The 16,077-nt window shown below is 32.4% G+C and carries 16 protein-coding genes; 6 read left to right on the forward strand and 10 right to left on the reverse strand.

What is annotated here, in order from left to right; genetic code table 11:
- Both QMA06_RS11725 and QMA06_RS11730 read right to left on the reverse strand, forming a co-directional pair.
- On the reverse strand, positions 1 to 3,522 hold the full coding sequence (locus QMA06_RS11725) for a SusC/RagA family TonB-linked outer membrane protein (RefSeq protein ID WP_290207049.1): 3,522 nt from the start codon (positions 3,520 to 3,522) through the stop codon (positions 1 to 3).
- A gap of 168 nt (positions 3,523 to 3,690) precedes the next feature.
- Positions 3,691 to 4,863: a FecR family protein gene (locus QMA06_RS11730; protein WP_290207050.1), complete on the reverse strand. Its 1,173-nt coding sequence runs from the start codon at positions 4,861 to 4,863 to the stop codon at positions 3,691 to 3,693.
- A gap of 156 nt (positions 4,864 to 5,019) precedes the next feature.
- Between QMA06_RS11730 and QMA06_RS11735 the strand changes: the two genes are divergently transcribed.
- Positions 5,020 to 5,613 carry an RNA polymerase sigma factor gene (locus QMA06_RS11735; protein WP_290207051.1) on the forward strand — a complete coding sequence of 198 codons (594 nt, stop codon included), beginning with the start codon at positions 5,020 to 5,022 and terminating at the stop codon, positions 5,611 to 5,613.
- 134 nt (positions 5,614 to 5,747) lie between these two features.
- Here the strand turns inward: QMA06_RS11735 and QMA06_RS11740 are convergent, their stop codons facing one another.
- The 6 genes from QMA06_RS11740 to QMA06_RS11765 all read right to left on the reverse strand — a co-directional run bounded on the left by QMA06_RS11740 (position 5,748) and on the right by QMA06_RS11765 (position 9,880).
- Positions 5,748 to 6,503, reverse strand: coding sequence for a LytR/AlgR family response regulator transcription factor (locus tag QMA06_RS11740; RefSeq protein WP_290207052.1), 756 nt, complete (start codon positions 6,501 to 6,503; stop codon positions 5,748 to 5,750).
- Positions 6,504 to 6,643: 140 nt separating this feature from the next.
- Positions 6,644 to 6,961, reverse strand: a complete 318-nt coding sequence (locus tag QMA06_RS11745) for a 2TM domain-containing protein (RefSeq protein ID WP_290207053.1) — start codon at positions 6,959 to 6,961, stop codon at positions 6,644 to 6,646.
- 169 nt (positions 6,962 to 7,130) lie between these two features.
- Positions 7,131 to 7,469: a 2TM domain-containing protein gene (locus QMA06_RS11750; RefSeq protein ID WP_290207054.1), complete on the reverse strand. Its 339-nt coding sequence runs from the start codon at positions 7,467 to 7,469 to the stop codon at positions 7,131 to 7,133.
- Positions 7,470 to 7,482: 13 nt separating this feature from the next.
- Positions 7,483 to 7,803 carry a 2TM domain-containing protein gene (locus QMA06_RS11755; RefSeq protein ID WP_290207055.1) on the reverse strand — a complete coding sequence of 107 codons (321 nt, stop codon included), beginning with the start codon at positions 7,801 to 7,803 and terminating at the stop codon, positions 7,483 to 7,485.
- 49 nt (positions 7,804 to 7,852) lie between these two features.
- Positions 7,853 to 9,202, reverse strand: coding sequence for a histidine kinase (locus tag QMA06_RS11760; RefSeq protein WP_407704311.1), 1,350 nt, complete (start codon positions 9,200 to 9,202; stop codon positions 7,853 to 7,855).
- 6 nt (positions 9,203 to 9,208) lie between these two features.
- The gene (locus tag QMA06_RS11765; RefSeq protein WP_290207056.1) at positions 9,209 to 9,880 is read right to left on the reverse strand and encodes a hypothetical protein; all 672 of its coding nucleotides are present in this window, start codon (positions 9,878 to 9,880) and stop codon (positions 9,209 to 9,211) included.
- A gap of 196 nt (positions 9,881 to 10,076) precedes the next feature.
- Here QMA06_RS11765 and QMA06_RS16510 point away from each other — a divergent pair, with 196 nt between their 5' ends.
- Positions 10,077 to 10,301, forward strand: a complete 225-nt coding sequence (locus tag QMA06_RS16510) for a DUF3471 domain-containing protein (protein ID WP_407704312.1) — start codon at positions 10,077 to 10,079, stop codon at positions 10,299 to 10,301.
- Positions 10,302 to 10,391: 90 nt separating this feature from the next.
- Positions 10,392 to 10,736, forward strand: coding sequence for a hypothetical protein (locus QMA06_RS11770; protein WP_290207057.1), 345 nt, complete (start codon positions 10,392 to 10,394; stop codon positions 10,734 to 10,736).
- Here QMA06_RS11770 and QMA06_RS11775 read toward each other — a convergent pair.
- Complete coding sequence (locus tag QMA06_RS11775; RefSeq protein WP_179008384.1) at positions 10,733 to 11,152, reverse strand: nucleoside-diphosphate kinase; 420 nt, start codon at positions 11,150 to 11,152, stop codon at positions 10,733 to 10,735. The two genes, QMA06_RS11770 and QMA06_RS11775, sit on opposite strands and share 4 nt — an antisense overlap.
- A gap of 464 nt (positions 11,153 to 11,616) precedes the next feature.
- On the opposite strand from QMA06_RS11775, the gene QMA06_RS11780 reads away from it, so the two are divergent.
- From QMA06_RS11780 to QMA06_RS11790, 3 genes are read left to right on the forward strand one after another with little or no spacing between them, the layout of a single operon-like run.
- Positions 11,617 to 12,642: a DHH family phosphoesterase gene (locus QMA06_RS11780; protein ID WP_290207058.1), complete on the forward strand. Its 1,026-nt coding sequence runs from the start codon at positions 11,617 to 11,619 to the stop codon at positions 12,640 to 12,642.
- Between the two features lie 18 nt (positions 12,643 to 12,660).
- Entirely contained in the window at positions 12,661 to 13,194 is a 534-nt protein-coding gene (gldI, locus tag QMA06_RS11785) for a gliding motility-associated peptidyl-prolyl isomerase GldI (protein ID WP_290207059.1), read from the forward strand.
- On the forward strand, positions 13,187 to 14,407 hold the full coding sequence (locus QMA06_RS11790) for a peptidylprolyl isomerase (RefSeq protein WP_290207060.1): 1,221 nt from the start codon (positions 13,187 to 13,189) through the stop codon (positions 14,405 to 14,407). The genes gldI and QMA06_RS11790 overlap by 8 nt, the downstream gene beginning before the upstream one ends.
- 160 nt (positions 14,408 to 14,567) lie before the next feature.
- Here the strand turns inward: QMA06_RS11790 and QMA06_RS11795 are convergent, their stop codons facing one another.
- The gene (locus tag QMA06_RS11795) at positions 14,568 to 16,031 is read right to left on the reverse strand and encodes an aminoacyl-histidine dipeptidase (RefSeq protein WP_290207061.1); all 1,464 of its coding nucleotides are present in this window, start codon (positions 16,029 to 16,031) and stop codon (positions 14,568 to 14,570) included.
- Positions 16,032 to 16,077: the final 46 nt, after the last annotated feature.

Below are 16,077 nucleotides of genomic sequence, written 5' to 3' on the forward strand. Positions count from 1 at the left end.
TTAGAAATTAAACCTTAATCCAAGTGTGTAGTTTGGCTCTCTGTTTGGAGCAAACGAATTCTCTGGATCTATATTAAATTTATTAGCTGTCCATACATTTCCAATATTAGTCACTTGAAAATTAAATGACATACCCTCAATACCTATTGGTTGCGTGAATCTTTCGGGTAATTGATATCCTACTGATATTTGATCTAAATTCACAAAACTGGCATCTTCAACAAGATGATTAGAGTTTAAATAAATTGACATTCTATTAGAATCGTTATTGGTTGTTGGACTTGCAAGAACATCCGTAATATTTTCGTCACCAGGATTTTGCCATCTATCATTTAAGTCTTCATGTACAAATCTGGTATTAAAGGCTGCTACATTAGTCCCATAAGAAACGGTTGGTCGGTAAAATGAATGGCCAAACTTATAAGAAAAGTACGCCGAAAGATTAAAGCCTTTATAGTCAACAAAAAACTGTGCTCCACCGTAAAATTTAGGTATCCTGGTCCCTGAGTTTACTACAACGTCACTATCGTTTTCTAATACTTCATTGATATCGGTATTTTCGTTAATCTCAACCACATTCCCATTCATATCCAATACCTGCATTTGTCCAGTATTGGTTAAACCTTGCCATTGGTATGAGTAGATTGAATTTAGGTCTTCACCAACAACTAAAGCATCTCTATTGATTAACTGACGCGCAGTATAAGTACCAGATTCAAATTTTACTACCTCATTTTTATTAAAACCTAGATTAAAATTGGTATTAAATTTTAAATTCTCACCATCTAGAACTTTTACTTTTAAATCTATATCAACACCTTTATTTTTCATGGCACCTGCATTTACAAACGCTCTATCAAAACCTAAGGACGGATCTAAATCTTTTTCCATTAACAGATCAGTACTGCTTTTCCAATAAAATTCTAAACTACCCGAAACTCTGCTTTTAAATAGGCCAAAATCTAATCCTATATTGGTGATTTCTGTTTGTTCCCAACGTAATAATGGGTTTGCGGGAGATACTATAATAGCTTTAGGAAAAGGTACATTAAAATCTGGAGGCAATACCTCAATTCTAAGAAAAGGACTAGTTCCTTTATCAATATTTCCATTAAATCCATAAGTAGCTCTTACCTTTAAAAAGTCCACAAAATTTGATTGGAAGAAATTTTCTTTCGAAATAACCCAAGCGCCACCTACAGACCACAACGGTTTGTATTTGTATTTAGGATCTTGTCCAAATAAGTTGGTTTGATCGATACGCGCACTCGCTGTAAAGGAATATTTATTTAAATAATTATAGCCTGCATTTGCAAAAAATGAGACAAAGCGATCCTTTTCAAATGTCTTTGTTGGTATACCAGATGGATTATTTCTCTGAATCCCCTTAAAGTCCTCCACCCGATTAAAGTTAATTGGTGTTCCAAAATAGGTGTCGTCAGAAAACCCATATATATCTCCAGTATTGGACCCTTCTACAACAAATTCTTGTATTTCACTACCTACAATAGCATTTATTTCATGACTATCGTTAAAAGGATTTACATCAATATTAAGTTGATTCCTTACATTGTAATTTTTATAGGTTGTATTTCCTTCTTTATAAATTCCTCCTTTTGGAAAGTGATGCTGGTTTATACCAGTTATAAATTCATTTCCAGTAACTGGGTCTAGTGTTCTAAACGTAGATGTATATTGATTGTAAATATCACGAGACCTATAACTTCCCTCTTTATTATAGTTAACATCGACAAAATGACTATATTCATATTGAAATGAAGAATTCCATTCAAGTCCTTTAATAATATTCCATTCAGCACCGATTTGAAAACGCCCATCAAAACGTTTAGAATTGTTATCAATAAATTCTCTGTCTTGAATAGGATTGTAATTCCAATCTAAAAACCCAAGACCAATAACCTGATCTTTAACCCTTTGAGACACTGATGTGTTTACAGGAATATAAGCCCCGTTCTCGTCCGTTAAGCGCTGATACGCTCTAAGACCTCTTGCATCTCCACCCTGATTACTGCTATTGCTAAATGTTAGATTTGTATTTAATAACACATTAAATTTATCTGAGATTTTAAATGTGTTTTTTGAATTTAAATTTAAACGATCCGCGTTACTTTCTTGAAGATTATATAATGTTTTATTATAAAAAGTAGAAAAATAGTAATCCATTAATTTACTACCGCCAGATATTGATAAATTATACTGCTGCTCTACCCTTGAACGTAAAAAATGTTCGGCATTTTCATCAATAATATTGTAAGAACCTAATTGATTAAGCCTTGATCTAGCTTCTGTTGATGTTATGTTTCCTGCTACCTCATCTAAATATATAAAGGCAACATCGGAATAATTATTATAAATATTGTCCGATAAGAACAGGTTACCATTTTTGTATCCATTATACTCATAATCAACAATATTTTGAACACTCGCTAAAGGCATCGAGTTATAATCCATTTGATTCTGAGTGCTTAGAAAGCTTGAAAAACTTATTTTGGTCTTCGATTCTTTATTAGATTTAGTTGTAATTACTATAACGCCATTAGCTGCTCTCACCCCCCAAATAGAAGAGGCGGCTGCATCTTTTAGCACCGTTACCGACTCAACATCCTCAGGATTAACCGTTCTATATGAATTTGTGCCTAAAGGGAAGCCATCTACTACAATTAAAGGGTCTTTACTGCCATAAAAGGTAGAAGTTCCACGAATTGATAGTTGACCGTCTGAACCTTGTAATAACCCCGGTGTGATAGATACAATTTTATCTAAAACATTTGAGGTTATTCTGTTATCTAGTTCTCTTTGGTTTAGTTTAACAAAAGAACCTGTTGACCTTTCTTTATTTAATTTCTGATACCCCGTTAAAACCACCTCTTCTAATGCCGAGGTTTTTTCTTCCATGGTAACATTAATAACATCTTGCTCGTTAACTGTTATTTCTTGAAGTGTATAACCTAATGAAGAAAATACTAATACGTTTTCAGGATGAGGAACGCTAATTTTATAATAACCATCTATATTTGTGATGACTCCAATAGATGTTCCTTTGACGTGTACTGTTACTCCTGGAAGTGGCAATCCCTCAACATCTTTGACTCTTCCCTTTACCTCTTGTTCTTGCTGTTTATATTTGCTTTTTTTAGCTTTAAGAAGAATCGTATTATTTTTGGTAACTATTATATCTAATTTAGATCCTGACAACGTTTTATTTAATAACCTATTTAATCCTATAACACCTTTTTTTAATTTTATGGAAGGTAAATCTCGAAATAAATCTTCACGATAGATAAACATATAATCATTTGTTTGAGCTTTAATGATTTCAAACACCTCATCGACAGTAACAATTTTGTCTTGATTAATTACAATTTTTGTACTCTGAGAAAATAGGTCATTCGAAGTAAAGCTAAACATTGCTGTGGATACTAATAACAAAAATGTTTTCATAATTACAATTAAAACGGCTTTTCTTGGCGAGAAGAACCTTTTGGTCAATCTAATTTTCATAAATTTGCATTTTATTAGTTAGTTATTTTTTAATTAATTAATTCTTACAGAAGGGGATTATAGCTCGGGTCGTCCAAAATCTAAACTATTCTCCTCTTTTTTTGATTCTAAAATTATGGGGTGTTATAAATGGGTTCTTAGCATATTTTTAATGTTTTAAAGTTAATTTTATCTCAGTTTTACGGTGCTATCGGTCAATTCAAATGTGTTAATAATTTCAGTACTTTTCATTGTTGATAAAATATCTTCTAATTTAAAGTTCCTATTAATTTTGCCAACAAATTTCTGATCTTCAAGCTCTTTATTTAAGAAAATAACATCAATATCATACCAGCGAGATATTACCTTCATAATTTCTTTTAAAGACTGGCCTTTAAAATTATAAACTCCCCATTTCCAGGACACTTCGTTATCAACATTCACTTTACGTATTGTCATCGCGCCTAAGTTCACATTTGTACGTACTTGTTCTTTAGGTTCCATCTCGTAAAAATCTGATGCACTTGTAACATTCACCCTTCCCTCGACAAGGGTCGTATAAATAGATCTATCGTCCTTATATGCCTTTATATTAAAAATAGTACCTAAAACAGTGACTTCTTGAATGGCATTTTTTACAATAAATTCTGAACCATTATTTTCTGAGCTAGGTGATACTTCAAAGTAAGCTTCACCATATAGAAGCTCAACTATTCGCGGTTGTCCTTTTTTAAAAACTACGGGAAACTTTATTTTACTTTCAGAATTCAGCCAAATTTTAGTATCGTCTGACATTTCAATATAATACTGTCCACCTCTAGGAATCGTTAGATAATTAAATACGTCTTCCTTGTAATTATCAGCGTCGGATTCTGAATTATATACAATCTTTTCTTCGTCTCCCTTAACTCCGATATTACTGTACTTCACCCCATTTCCAAGGATAACCTCTGTGCCATCTCCAGTAGTTAATATGGCATCGTTATTATCTGGAACGCTTGTTTCTTCATACACAATAGGAAAGTCATTGACTTCAGATCCATTAAAATTAAAGACAAATGGCACTGAGACCATTAACGCTAGAATTAAGAAAGCCACAGCATAAGAATATCGAAAATATTTTTTAGTCCAGCCTTTCCTTGAGCCTTTCGAACTTATTATAGAAAGAACTTTGTCAATTTCATTGTTAGTATCAAAATTATCAAAACTATGCGCTACTAAATAATGGGTTTTAACGAAATCTTGAAATTCCTTTTTATTAGAGTCATTGCTTAGCCACAACGACAATTTATTTAAATCCTCCTTTGTTGCTGTATTAGATAAATACCTGACAATTATTCTTTTTACCTTATCGCTTTTCATTACAAATAAAACCTGATTGTATAATTAAGACAACTGAGAATTTAATTACCCCCACTTTTAAAAACATTTTTTTTTATATTGCCATCACTTTAACAATTTTATAAATAAAATTCTCAAAGATTGGGTGATAGTAAAGATAATTTCGAAGAGCTTAAAATGAAACTTAAAAAAGGGGACGAAATGGCATTCGCTCATTTGATGGAGTTGTTTCATAATAGATTATGTATTTATAGCTATAACTTATGTAAAGATTATGATGAGGCTAAAGATATTGTACAAAATGTATTTTTAAATTTATGGGAACGAAGAGAATATATCGAAGAGATTTCTTCATTAAAAAATTTTTTATATAAATCCGTTTATAATAATTTTATTAACCACTACAGAAAAAATAATAAATTTAAAATCTTCGAAAAAGAACATATAAAAGCGCTTTCGGAAATAAACGAAACTGATAACGATGACATTATTGTAAAACAAATTAATTTTATTAAAGCAGAAATAGATAATCTACCCAAAAAGTGTAGAAATGTTTTTCTTCTAAGTAAAAATGAAGGATTGACCAATGTTGAAATAGCCGAATATCTAGATATTTCGGTAAAAACTGTAGAAAAACATATCACACGTGCTTTTTCAGTATTAAAAAAGAAATTATTTCAGAACGAAAAATTATTTTTCATTTTGCTATTAAGCAAAAAACTACTTTCGAAAATAAAACCGAATAAGCCAAAAATCATTGTGGAAATTTAATATAATTCAAATATCTACATCAACTTCTAATTCCGAAACAACTTTTTTTTTCAGTTATTATTACTTCGAAAATTAAAATAAGAACAACATTTCAAAATGATGGAAATTTGTACATAGTTTCAAGTTTCGCCATATTACTCAAGCCAATTTTTAAAATCTTTAACCCGTTCTCTGGCCACAATAATTTGCTGCTCATTAAAACGGTTTAGTTTTATTTGAAGTCTGGAGTTCGTATAACTTACCATATCTTTTATAGCATTAATATTAACGTAAAATTTTCTACTAATTCTAAAAAACATATCGGGTTCTAATTCATCTTCTAACTGATCTAATGTAGTATCTAATAGATAATTTCGCCCTTCATTAGTGTAAGCATAAGTGCCTTTATTTTCACTATAAATGCATTCTATATCATCTATATTAATGAGTTTTAAATGCTGACCGACTTTTACCGAAAATCGTTTTTTATAGTCACGTTCAATAGGATTAACAAGGAGGTTTTTAATATCATTAAAATCTAAAGTGACGGATTGTGTTTGCGGTGCTCGGCCTTTATATTTTTCTAGAGCGATTTTTAAATCCTCATCATCAATTGGTTTTAACAAATAATCAATACTATTTAATTTAAAGGCTTGTAAGGCATACTCATCATAAGCGGTGGTAAAAATTACTGCAGATTTTATTTCATTTGCCTCAAAAATTTCAAAAGATAAACCATCACTCAATTGAATATCTAGAAATATTAAATCTGGATGCTTATTATTTTTAAACCAATCTATGGATTCCTCTACTGAATGCAATAATATTTCTGCATTTACATTCAAAGTTTTAAGCATACGTTGGAGTCGTCTCGCTGAGGGTTTTTCATCTTCAATTATGATTACGTTCATAGTTTCTATATACTTATTTCAATTATTTAATTTGATTAATGTTTTTATAACCCCGATTCTAGCGTGTAATTTGAAAAAAGCATCATACACTTAACGATGTTATTGGGAAAATATCAATTTGTATAAAGCATATATTGATATTATTCCCAAAATGTAGTTTCTTCTTCTTTTTTCTCTTTTAAAAAGCGCTCAACTTTTCTGTCCTCCCAGCTTTTTTTAAAAATTCGTTTTCCCTTAAAAATATGCAACCCATGTACAAAAATTAAAACTGTCCAAACCACTATAATACTAAGATTTAGGCTTATAATATTATTTTTATAAGGTCCTGCAACAATATATAAATTGTACAAGAGAAGAGCTACAAAAACTATATATCCAGCTAAATGAATATAAAAAAGCTTAAGTCTTTTTACTCTTTTTTTAGCCCTTTCTAAACGTTGATTTTCTCCGCTCGTCATTGTCATGATAATTTTTATTTTTCAAATTTGTGTCTTTTCCAAACTCTTTTTTTATTCCGATCAATGGGTAGTATTTCATTGTATCACCCTCTAATTATAGTAATTAATTAAAAATGAAGGCGCTCTAAAACTGAATACACTATTTTAAGATCTTAACCCCAAGCACTAATTATTCCCAATGTTCGCGATCTTTTTCCATATACTTTTCAATTTTCTTGTTTTCCCAGTTTTTTCCAAATAGAAATGTTGGACCAAAAACGCCTAAGAAATGAAACATTAATCCTATTCCCCAAAATAGCGCCGTTGCATAAGTTCCAAATCCGTTGAAACCAGCATTAACACCAATAAGTATTATTAGGAATAAATTCACAATGATATACACCGCTAAATGCCAGTAAAACCCGACAATAGCATCTACTTTTTTCTTCGCCCTTAAATAAGCTTCTTCTTTTTTAAAATTTCTTGAACCTTCATTTTCATTATATGGTTCTATCTTATATTTTTCCATCAGATTATATGTTTTAGTCGTTTTGCAGTTCCTCATTCATGTACTGCTCTATTTTTTGTTCCTCCCAATCTTCACCAATAATTAATGGCAAAATGAATACTAAAAACCCATGTAATGCGAGTGCAATTCCCCAAACTAACCAAGAAATTATAATTGAAAAATCGAAAAGAGCTTCTCGAAATGTTTCGTCATTATTAAGATTGGTCATGAGTTTAACCATAGTAATAACGCAGTTAATTACTATGTAAACCACGGAGTGGATATAAAAACGTTTCAATTTTTCAACCTTATTTTTCGCTTTTAAGAATTTTAAATTTGAATCTCGTGTTTCCATTTTTAAAGTGGTAATTTTTATTGCGATTTCTATTAAGATTTGGGTTGAGTTAATTCCAACGATTAGATTGATCTTCTTTATTCATATACTCTTCAATTTTCCGTTTCTCCCAACCAGCTCCAAAAGCACTATTATCCACAAACACTTTGTAACCTTGCGCTACCAGACTTAACCCCCAACCAATCATTGGAAACCAGAACCATTGTATAGTATAACGAGAGAATTGATACCAAATAAAAATTAGAAACGGTATAACTATGCAATAAGAAATTAAACTGTAATAAAATCCCTTAAGTTCTTCGACGCGCTTACGAGCTCTAACATAGTCATCGTTAAGACGTGCCTGTGATTTTTGTGAGGTTCTCATAATTGATACTTGTTTTGTGAGCATAGGAATTGCAACAGCAAAATCCTTTTCTCGTTGATTAATTTGAACTGTTTTGTTTGAAAGTAATTGATAACGTTGTTTAATATTTTCTAATCCAACACCACTACTCTTTTTTACAATTTGTTTTGGTTGTAGGTTATTCATCACCACTAAGTGATCTCGATCCTCGTATATTTTTACATGAAGTGGCTTAGTAGTGGTCACCATATTATGTTTCACAGCATTTTCTAATAATAACTGTAATGATAATGGTACAACTTTACTTTCAGGGTTTGAAGCCTTATCGGGTATTTCAAAAATTATGCTATCCTCAAATCGCATTTTTAAAAGCGACATATAGGTTCTAGCAAAATTCAACTCTTCGTCGACCGTTACCAGTTCTTTACTTTTTTGTTCTAAAACGTATCGATATACTTTAGATAAAGAGGTTGTGAATTTCTGTGCATTTTCTGGATTTTCTTCAATTAGGCTGGTTAATACATTTAAACTATTAAACAAAAAATGGGGATCTAACTGGTTCTTTAAGGCATCAAATTTTGCACTTGCTGTACCTGCGATAACTTTCTGTTCTTTAATCTTATTTTTCTGATATCTATTATAGAAATAAACAAAGTGAAAAACAGTAACGATGGTCAAGGTAATCCAAAGTCCAAAAGAATACGCTTTCCAAGTTTCCTTCTGCATAAACGCATCAAAGCTAATACCATAATAAAACATAGATGTTCCTACTCGTAGAAAAAATAGACCTATTAATGTTATAATAGTACTTCCTAGAATCCCAATAAACACACGTTTAATGTAAGCTCTCTTACCCCATATTCTTCGTTCCATATAATCGAAAAACGCCATATTGGAATATCCTAAAACAAAGGCGTACAGTTGGTAGAATCCAAATTGGATTATAAAATCATTAAAGGAATCATATTTAAAGCCATTAGACAGAAGATTCCCTATGACAAATACCACGCATCCTATAGCGAATGTTAGAATTATTTTCTTTAATATTTTCATAATTAATTAAGCTTTACAATCTTTTGCTATTTGTTTCGCACGTTCTTTTCCCCAATTTGGGTGTAAATCACTTTCTGGCTTAAAGGTATTAAAAAGTTCTATGGAGGATTTAATGCCTTTACAAAATGGTGCCGTATCTTGACCAAAATATTTAGCGCTCCCCATGCCCCATTCTGCTTTACAAAGTGCCGCTCTGGGATTTTTAGGATCTATCGCTGTTGCGGTTTCATACAATTCAGCTATTTTGGCGCCATACTTCATACCATAAGTCATACCATCAAAAGCCACCCAATTGGTTAAAATTTGTGCTTGCATCACTAACAATTCTACATTGTTCTCACTTTTAAGCATTGCAATATCTAAATGTTTTTGAGCCTTATTAAGCTGAGCTCTTAGTATAGTTTCGTCTTTTTCGGTCCAACTTTTTAAGCTATTTATTTGTGCAATGTAATAGTTGGGTAACCACTCTTTTTGTTCGGCGTTGGCAATGCGTTCAAACATATTTTCTGCTTCATCCGTATTATCGTTTTGCCAAAGTTCAAAAGCTTTTACCATTCCTTTTTCAAAATTGGTCTGTGCTTGAGCTATACCTGTCAACATAAATATAACGATGAGAAATGTATTAATAATTATCCTTTTTACATCGTCTTTTTTGAGCGTTCTATTCTTTGATTTCATGGTCGTGTAATTTAAAATTATCGATTTATTGTAATTGATTTTATAAAGAAATTCAATATTGATGAGCATTGTTGAATACAAATATCGGATACAGTTATGGCCTTCTTAAATTGTAATTACTGAACTGTTTAATTTTAATGACGAATTGTAAATTATAATTTCTGATACATTTTAAAGCGTTTTACAGGTGTAGAAATTGTTATGTTCTTCATTACGAAATTATGTCGAATTCACAGGCATCTACGAGTATAAAGGTTATGGTAAATTTAAAATTAGCATAGGAAACGATTCCTTATTTTCAAGATTCAATGAAAAAAAACAGTATTTAAACCATTTTCATTATGATTTATTTGAATTCAATAATGTTAAAAATGGCAAAATTGACACTACTGCTATAGGTAATTTTAAAGATAAGTTTTAGTACCAATATCTCAGGAGATATTGATTATGAACGTGTAGAATTCGAAGGATTAGTAAAACTTTAGAACAATATGTGAGTAAGTTCGGTTTAATGGCGCATGAAATCAAAGCTTACATCAAAGATGACCATGTCTTATATGTTATTATAGCAGACCAATCTGAATATGCTTTATTATTTACGACAACTTACAAATTCATTTTTAAACCTTCAGAAGGTTATAAAATAGAATTTATTGAAGTTGACGATAATAGTATAAGTGAGATTAAGTTTATTCAGCTTAATGGTACGTTTGTGGCTAAACCTAAAATTGACGATAAAACTAGAAACAATCTCTACCGAAAGTGGGGTTATGAGCGTTTATTAGAAAAATTAGTATACAAAAAAAGACCATCCTTCACAGATGGTCTTTTTAATATGATAGATTGTTTTTCTTAAAACATATCTCTTCCAGCAAAATGAAATGCACTCTCAATAGCGGCATTGTCATCGCTATCACTACCATGAACAGCATTTTCACTAATAGAATCAGCAAACATTTTACGGATGGTTCCTTCTGCTGCATCGGCAGGGTTCGTCGCACCGATTAAAGTTCTAAAATCTTCAACAGCATTATCTTTTTCTAATACAGCTGCTACGATTGGCCCACGAGTCATATACTCAACCAATTCCCCGAAAAATGGACGCTCGTTATGTATTGCATAAAATTCCTCAGCATCTGCTTTGGTCATTTGTGTTAATTTCATCGCTACGATTCTAAATCCTGAAGCTGAAATTTTTTCTAATATTGCGCCAATGTGTCCTTTTTCAACAGCATCTGGCTTTAACATTGTAAATGTTCTGTTAGTTGCCATATTCTTTTTTTTTATGAGGTGCAAAAATAATGCATTTCTTTAATTTAACAAATGCAGTTTTTATTAAATAAATGTTATGCTTTAAGTATCGATTTGTAATGCAAAATTATGAAATTATCAAAGCGAATAAAAAGCATCCTTATTTCTTTTATAGATTTCTTAAAACCTTTTTTTAAAACAGAAAGCATACCACAGTACATCATAGGTACTGCCCTACAAAACTTATATAAATCAATCGCAAAAACTAACCATTTTCAAAGATTTACCGTTTAGATAAATAGGATGAAAATGTATAAGTAATAATGAAATGTTTAACACTATACTATTAATTTCATATTAAATCTACATGGCAAAATCTCTAAAAAACGTATATTCGCCACTTACATAAATCACTTCTTTGCAAGATTAAAAGTGTTAAAATTCCAAAAAAAATCCAAACTTAAACGTATTGGATACGCATTAATATGAATAGAACGCAGATTTCAGAAATAAAAACACTTTTAAGTACACCCAAAAACATCATTATTGTGCCACATAGAAATCCTGATGGTGATGCCATGGGGTCTACGTTAGGTTTATATCATTATTTAAAACAATATAATCACAATGCCACAGTAATTGCACCCAATGATTATCCCGATTTTTTAAAATGGCTACCAGGTGATGATAACGTTCTAAAATTTGAAACACAAGTAGATGAAAGTAGTACGCTTATTGAAAAAGCCGACCTCATTTTTACGTTAGATTTTAATGCCTATCACAGAGCAGGTCATGAAATGGCGGCAGTCTTGGAAGATTCTAGTGCCCTAAAAATCATGATCGATCATCACCAGCAACCCGATGATTATGCCACTTATATGTACTCTGATATCAGCATGTCTTCTACTTGCGAAATGGTATACAATTTTATCTGTATGCTTGGAGATGAAGATCAAATTGACGCCACCATTGCATCGTGTTTGTATGTGGGGATTATGACAGATACTGGCTCGTTTCGTTTTCCAGCAACCACAACGAAAACACATCAGGTTATCGGTAGTTTAATTGAAAGAGGTGCAGATAATTCGCAAATTCACAATAATATATACGACACCAATAGTTATAGTCGTTTACAATTGTTGGGCAGGGCATTACAAAATTTAAAGGTCATTCCAGAATTGAGAACGGCGTACACCACTTTATCTCAAGAAGAATTAGATGAATTTAAATTTAAGAAAGGAGATACCGAAGGGTTTGTAAACTATGGATTATCGTTAGAAGGTATTATATTTGCAGCGATATTTATTGAAAGCAAACAAGATAATATTATTAAAATTTCGTTACGAAGCAAAGGCGAATTTTCGGTAAATGAATTTTCGAGAGCGCATTTTAATGGTGGAGGACATACAAACGCCGCTGGTGGTCGTAGCGAAGAAAATTTGACCACAACTATCAATAATTTTATTAGTATATTACCACGGTATAAACAAGAATTGTCTAACCCAAAATAGGCAATAAATTATTTAAGTATGAAAAACCTACTCGTAATACTCTTCTTTTCGTTAGTGTGTTTTAGCTGTAAATCTCCGGAGGCTCGATTACCAGAATCAGTTCAATCTGGTTCATTTTTAAAAGCATCTGCAGAACGCAACAAAAAGCTCAATGAACACGAGCACGAGCAAATTCAAAATATAATAAAAGGAAATCCCGACAAGAACTATATAGCTTCAGAAAGTGGGTTTTGGTATTACTACAATACTAAAATTGAAAAAGATACGATTAGAGCACAATTCGGAGATGTGGTCGATTTTACTTTCGATGTCTCTAATATTGAAGGCGAAGAAATTTATGCCAACATTAACAAAACCTATATTATGGACAAAGAAGAATTGTTTACGGGTTTGCGTGAAGGCTTAAAACTTTTAAAACCAACAGAAACGGCAACATTTATATTTCCATCCCAAAAAGCTTTTGGTTACTATGGAGATGAACATAAAATAGGAACCAACGTTCCTTTAATTTGTGAAGTAACTTTAAACACTATAACTCAAAAAAATGATTAAAAAAGCACTTACAGCATTCGTTGTACTATTAGTATTAGCAACTATTTCTTGCCAAGAACGTTACCCTGATTTAGATGATGGGCTCTATGCCGAAATTGTAACATCAAAAGACACTATGGTCGCAAAACTGTTTTATGACAAAGCACCAGTTACAGTCGCTAATTTTGTAGCTTTAGCAGAAGGAGAACATCCCTTAGTTAAAGAAGAGTATGCGAGTAAACCTTATTACGATGGAATAACTTTTCATCGAGTTATGAACAACTTTATGATTCAAGCTGGTGACCCTACAGGAACAGGTAGTGGTGATCCTGGCTACAAATTTGAAGACGAACTTGTTTCCGATTTAAAGCATAGTAAACCTGGTATGCTATCAATGGCAAACCCTGGCGCTAATGCCAATGGAAGTCAGTTTTTTATCACTGAAAAAGCCACACCTTGGTTAGATGCTTATGATGAAAGTGGAACACTGAGAGATTGTAGTAATCCAAGAGTTGCGTGCCATGCTGTTTTTGGAGAGTTAGTAAAAGGTTTAGCAGTATTAGATACAATTTCTAATGTTAAGGTTCAACCTGGTTCTAACAAGCCACTTGAAGATGTAACCATTAATAGGGTGAATATTATAAGAATAGGTAGTACTGCAAAAAAATTCGATGCACCTAAAGTTTTCACTGAAGAATTGCCAAAAATTAAAGAACGTGCTGCTGCTGCAAAAGCTGAAGCTGACGCAAAAGCTGAAGAAGCTCAAAAGGAAGCGAAAGCGAAAGCTGAGGTCGCCAAAAATGAATTCTTAAAAAAGAATGATCAATTAAAAGGTCGTAAAATTGAATCACCAACCGGAATGGCGATGATTTTTACCCATGAAGGAAATGGTGTAAAACCAAATTCAACAGATCGTGTGAATATTGATTGCGCTGGATATTTAGAAAATGGTGATCTTTTCTGGACTACCTGGAAAGCCGTCGCTGAAAAGAATGGTAAATATGATGAAAGACAAGACCAAGCCGGTCGATATAAACCTTTCGATATGCAATACAATGAAACGGCCACTTTAATAGCTGGATTTAAAGAAGCCATGCTTAACATGAAAATTGGAGATAAAGCTAGAGTTTATATTCCATACTATTTAGGTTATGGAGAAAGAGGAAATCCACCTGTAATTCCTGCAAATGCTAACTTAGTTTTTGATATTGAATTGGTAAGTATTAAGAAATAATACAATCTTTAATTAGATAAATAAAAAAGCAGCTGTTTTATGGTTAATCCTAAAACAGCTGCTTTTATTTTGATTTGACTCAGATAATTTTCAAAAGATTATCTAGCCCTTTTATATAGCTATATCTACAAAGGTTCGTAATCTTTGTAAAAATATTCCATTAAGCTTTTGGAATATGCTTTAATATCTCTATTACAAATTCCCAATACTTCTGAGCAGAGGAAATCTGAGCACGCTCATCTGGTGAGTGCGCACCTTTTATATTTGGTCCAAAACTAATCATATCCATTTTCGGATAGTGCGTTCCTAAGATACCACATTCAAGTCCGGCGTGGCAAGCGGCCACATTTGGCTTTTCGCCATTATTTAAACGCTCATAAATTGGCACCATGACTTTCAAAATATCAGAATCCATATTCGGTGCCCAACCCGGATAATCTCCAGAAAGTTCAACTTCACATCCCGTTAATTCAAAAGTAGCACGTAAAGTATTGGCTAAATCTTGCTTAGTACTTTCCACTGAACTTCGTGTTAAACAACCTATTTTTATATGACCATCTTTAACAATAACTCTAGCAATATTATTAGATGTTTCTACCAAACCTTCAATATCAGGACTCATTCTATACACCCCATTATGCGCCGCATACAAAGCTCTAGTTAAACCTTCTTGTACTCCTAGATCCATAATTTTGGCAGGTAGATCCGTTTTAGAAACTACGATTTCCAAATCGGGTTCCATGGTTTTAAACTCTGTTTTAAGTGCTTCGGCATTGGCATTCATTTCAGCTTCAAATGCCGCTTCATGAACAGCATCGATGGCAACGATGGCATTACTTTCTCTGGGAATAGCATTTCGTAAACTCCCACCATCAATCTCAGAAATACGCAATCCGAAATTTTCAAAACCATCAAATAATAAACGGTTCATTAATTTATTAGCATTTCCTAAGCCTTCATGGATTTGCATACCGGAATGGCCACCTTGTAAACCTTTAATAGTAATCGTATAACCTAATTTAAATTCTGGTGTTTCTTCTTCATTATAATCTCGTGTTGCAGTAACATCTACTCCACCTGCACAACCAACTCCGATTTCGTCATCTTCTTCGGTATCTAAGTTTAGAAGTATATCTCCTTTTAACAATCCACCTTTCAACCCTTTGGCACCAGTCATGCCAGTTTCTTCATCAATGGTGAATAACCCCTCTAACGCAGGATGAGCAATGGTCTCACTTTCTAAAATTGCCATGATTGTGGCTACTCCCAACCCATTATCCGCACCTAGTGTAGTACCCTTTGCTTTTACCCAATCACCAACCACATGCATATCAATACCTTGCTCGTCAAAATTAAACACAGTATCATTATTTTTTTGATGCACCATATCTAAATGGCTTTGCATTACTACTGGCTTTCGGTCTTCCATACCTTTAGTCGCAGGTTTACGAATAATGACGTTTCCAACTTCGTCTTCAATAGTCTCTAACCCGAGATTCTTGCCGAAATCTTTCATAAATTGTATAACGCGTTCTTCCCTTTTAGAAGGTCGTGGCACCGCATTTAAATCTGCAAATTTATTCCATAATTGTTTTGGCTCTAAGGCTCTTATTTCTGAACTCATATTTTTTCCCACAAAAGGGGTATCTTTTAAGTTAATACTTCATTTT

It is taken from the genome of Winogradskyella bathintestinalis, from assembly GCF_030407435.1.
Lineage (GTDB): Bacteria > Bacteroidota > Bacteroidia > Flavobacteriales > Flavobacteriaceae > Winogradskyella > Winogradskyella bathintestinalis.

Coding starts and splice junctions, on each gene's coding strand:
- QMA06_RS11725 (WP_290207049.1), bottom strand. CDS start 3,522: ATGAAAATTAGATTGACCAAAAGGTTCTTCTCGCCAAGAAAAGCCGTT.
- QMA06_RS11730 (WP_290207050.1), bottom strand. CDS start 4,863: ATGAAAAGCGATAAGGTAAAAAGAATAATTGTCAGGTATTTATCTAAT.
- QMA06_RS11735 (WP_290207051.1), top strand. CDS start 5,020: ATGAAACTTAAAAAAGGGGACGAAATGGCATTCGCTCATTTGATGGAG.
- QMA06_RS11740 (WP_290207052.1), bottom strand. CDS start 6,503: ATGAACGTAATCATAATTGAAGATGAAAAACCCTCAGCGAGACGACTC.
- QMA06_RS11745 (WP_290207053.1), bottom strand. CDS start 6,961: ATGACGAGCGGAGAAAATCAACGTTTAGAAAGGGCTAAAAAAAGAGTA.
- QMA06_RS11750 (WP_290207054.1), bottom strand. CDS start 7,469: ATGGAAAAATATAAGATAGAACCATATAATGAAAATGAAGGTTCAAGA.
- QMA06_RS11755 (WP_290207055.1), bottom strand. CDS start 7,803: ATGGAAACACGAGATTCAAATTTAAAATTCTTAAAAGCGAAAAATAAG.
- QMA06_RS11760 (WP_407704311.1), bottom strand. CDS start 9,202: ATGAAAATATTAAAGAAAATAATTCTAACATTCGCTATAGGATGCGTG.
- QMA06_RS11765 (WP_290207056.1), bottom strand. CDS start 9,880: ATGAAATCAAAGAATAGAACGCTCAAAAAAGACGATGTAAAAAGGATA.
- QMA06_RS11770 (WP_290207057.1), top strand. CDS start 10,392: ATGGCGCATGAAATCAAAGCTTACATCAAAGATGACCATGTCTTATAT.
- QMA06_RS11775 (WP_179008384.1), bottom strand. CDS start 11,152: ATGGCAACTAACAGAACATTTACAATGTTAAAGCCAGATGCTGTTGAA.
- QMA06_RS11780 (WP_290207058.1), top strand. CDS start 11,617: ATGAATAGAACGCAGATTTCAGAAATAAAAACACTTTTAAGTACACCC.
- gldI (WP_290207059.1), top strand. CDS start 12,661: ATGAAAAACCTACTCGTAATACTCTTCTTTTCGTTAGTGTGTTTTAGC.
- QMA06_RS11790 (WP_290207060.1), top strand. CDS start 13,187: ATGATTAAAAAAGCACTTACAGCATTCGTTGTACTATTAGTATTAGCA.
- QMA06_RS11795 (WP_290207061.1), bottom strand. CDS start 16,031: ATGAGTTCAGAAATAAGAGCCTTAGAGCCAAAACAATTATGGAATAAA.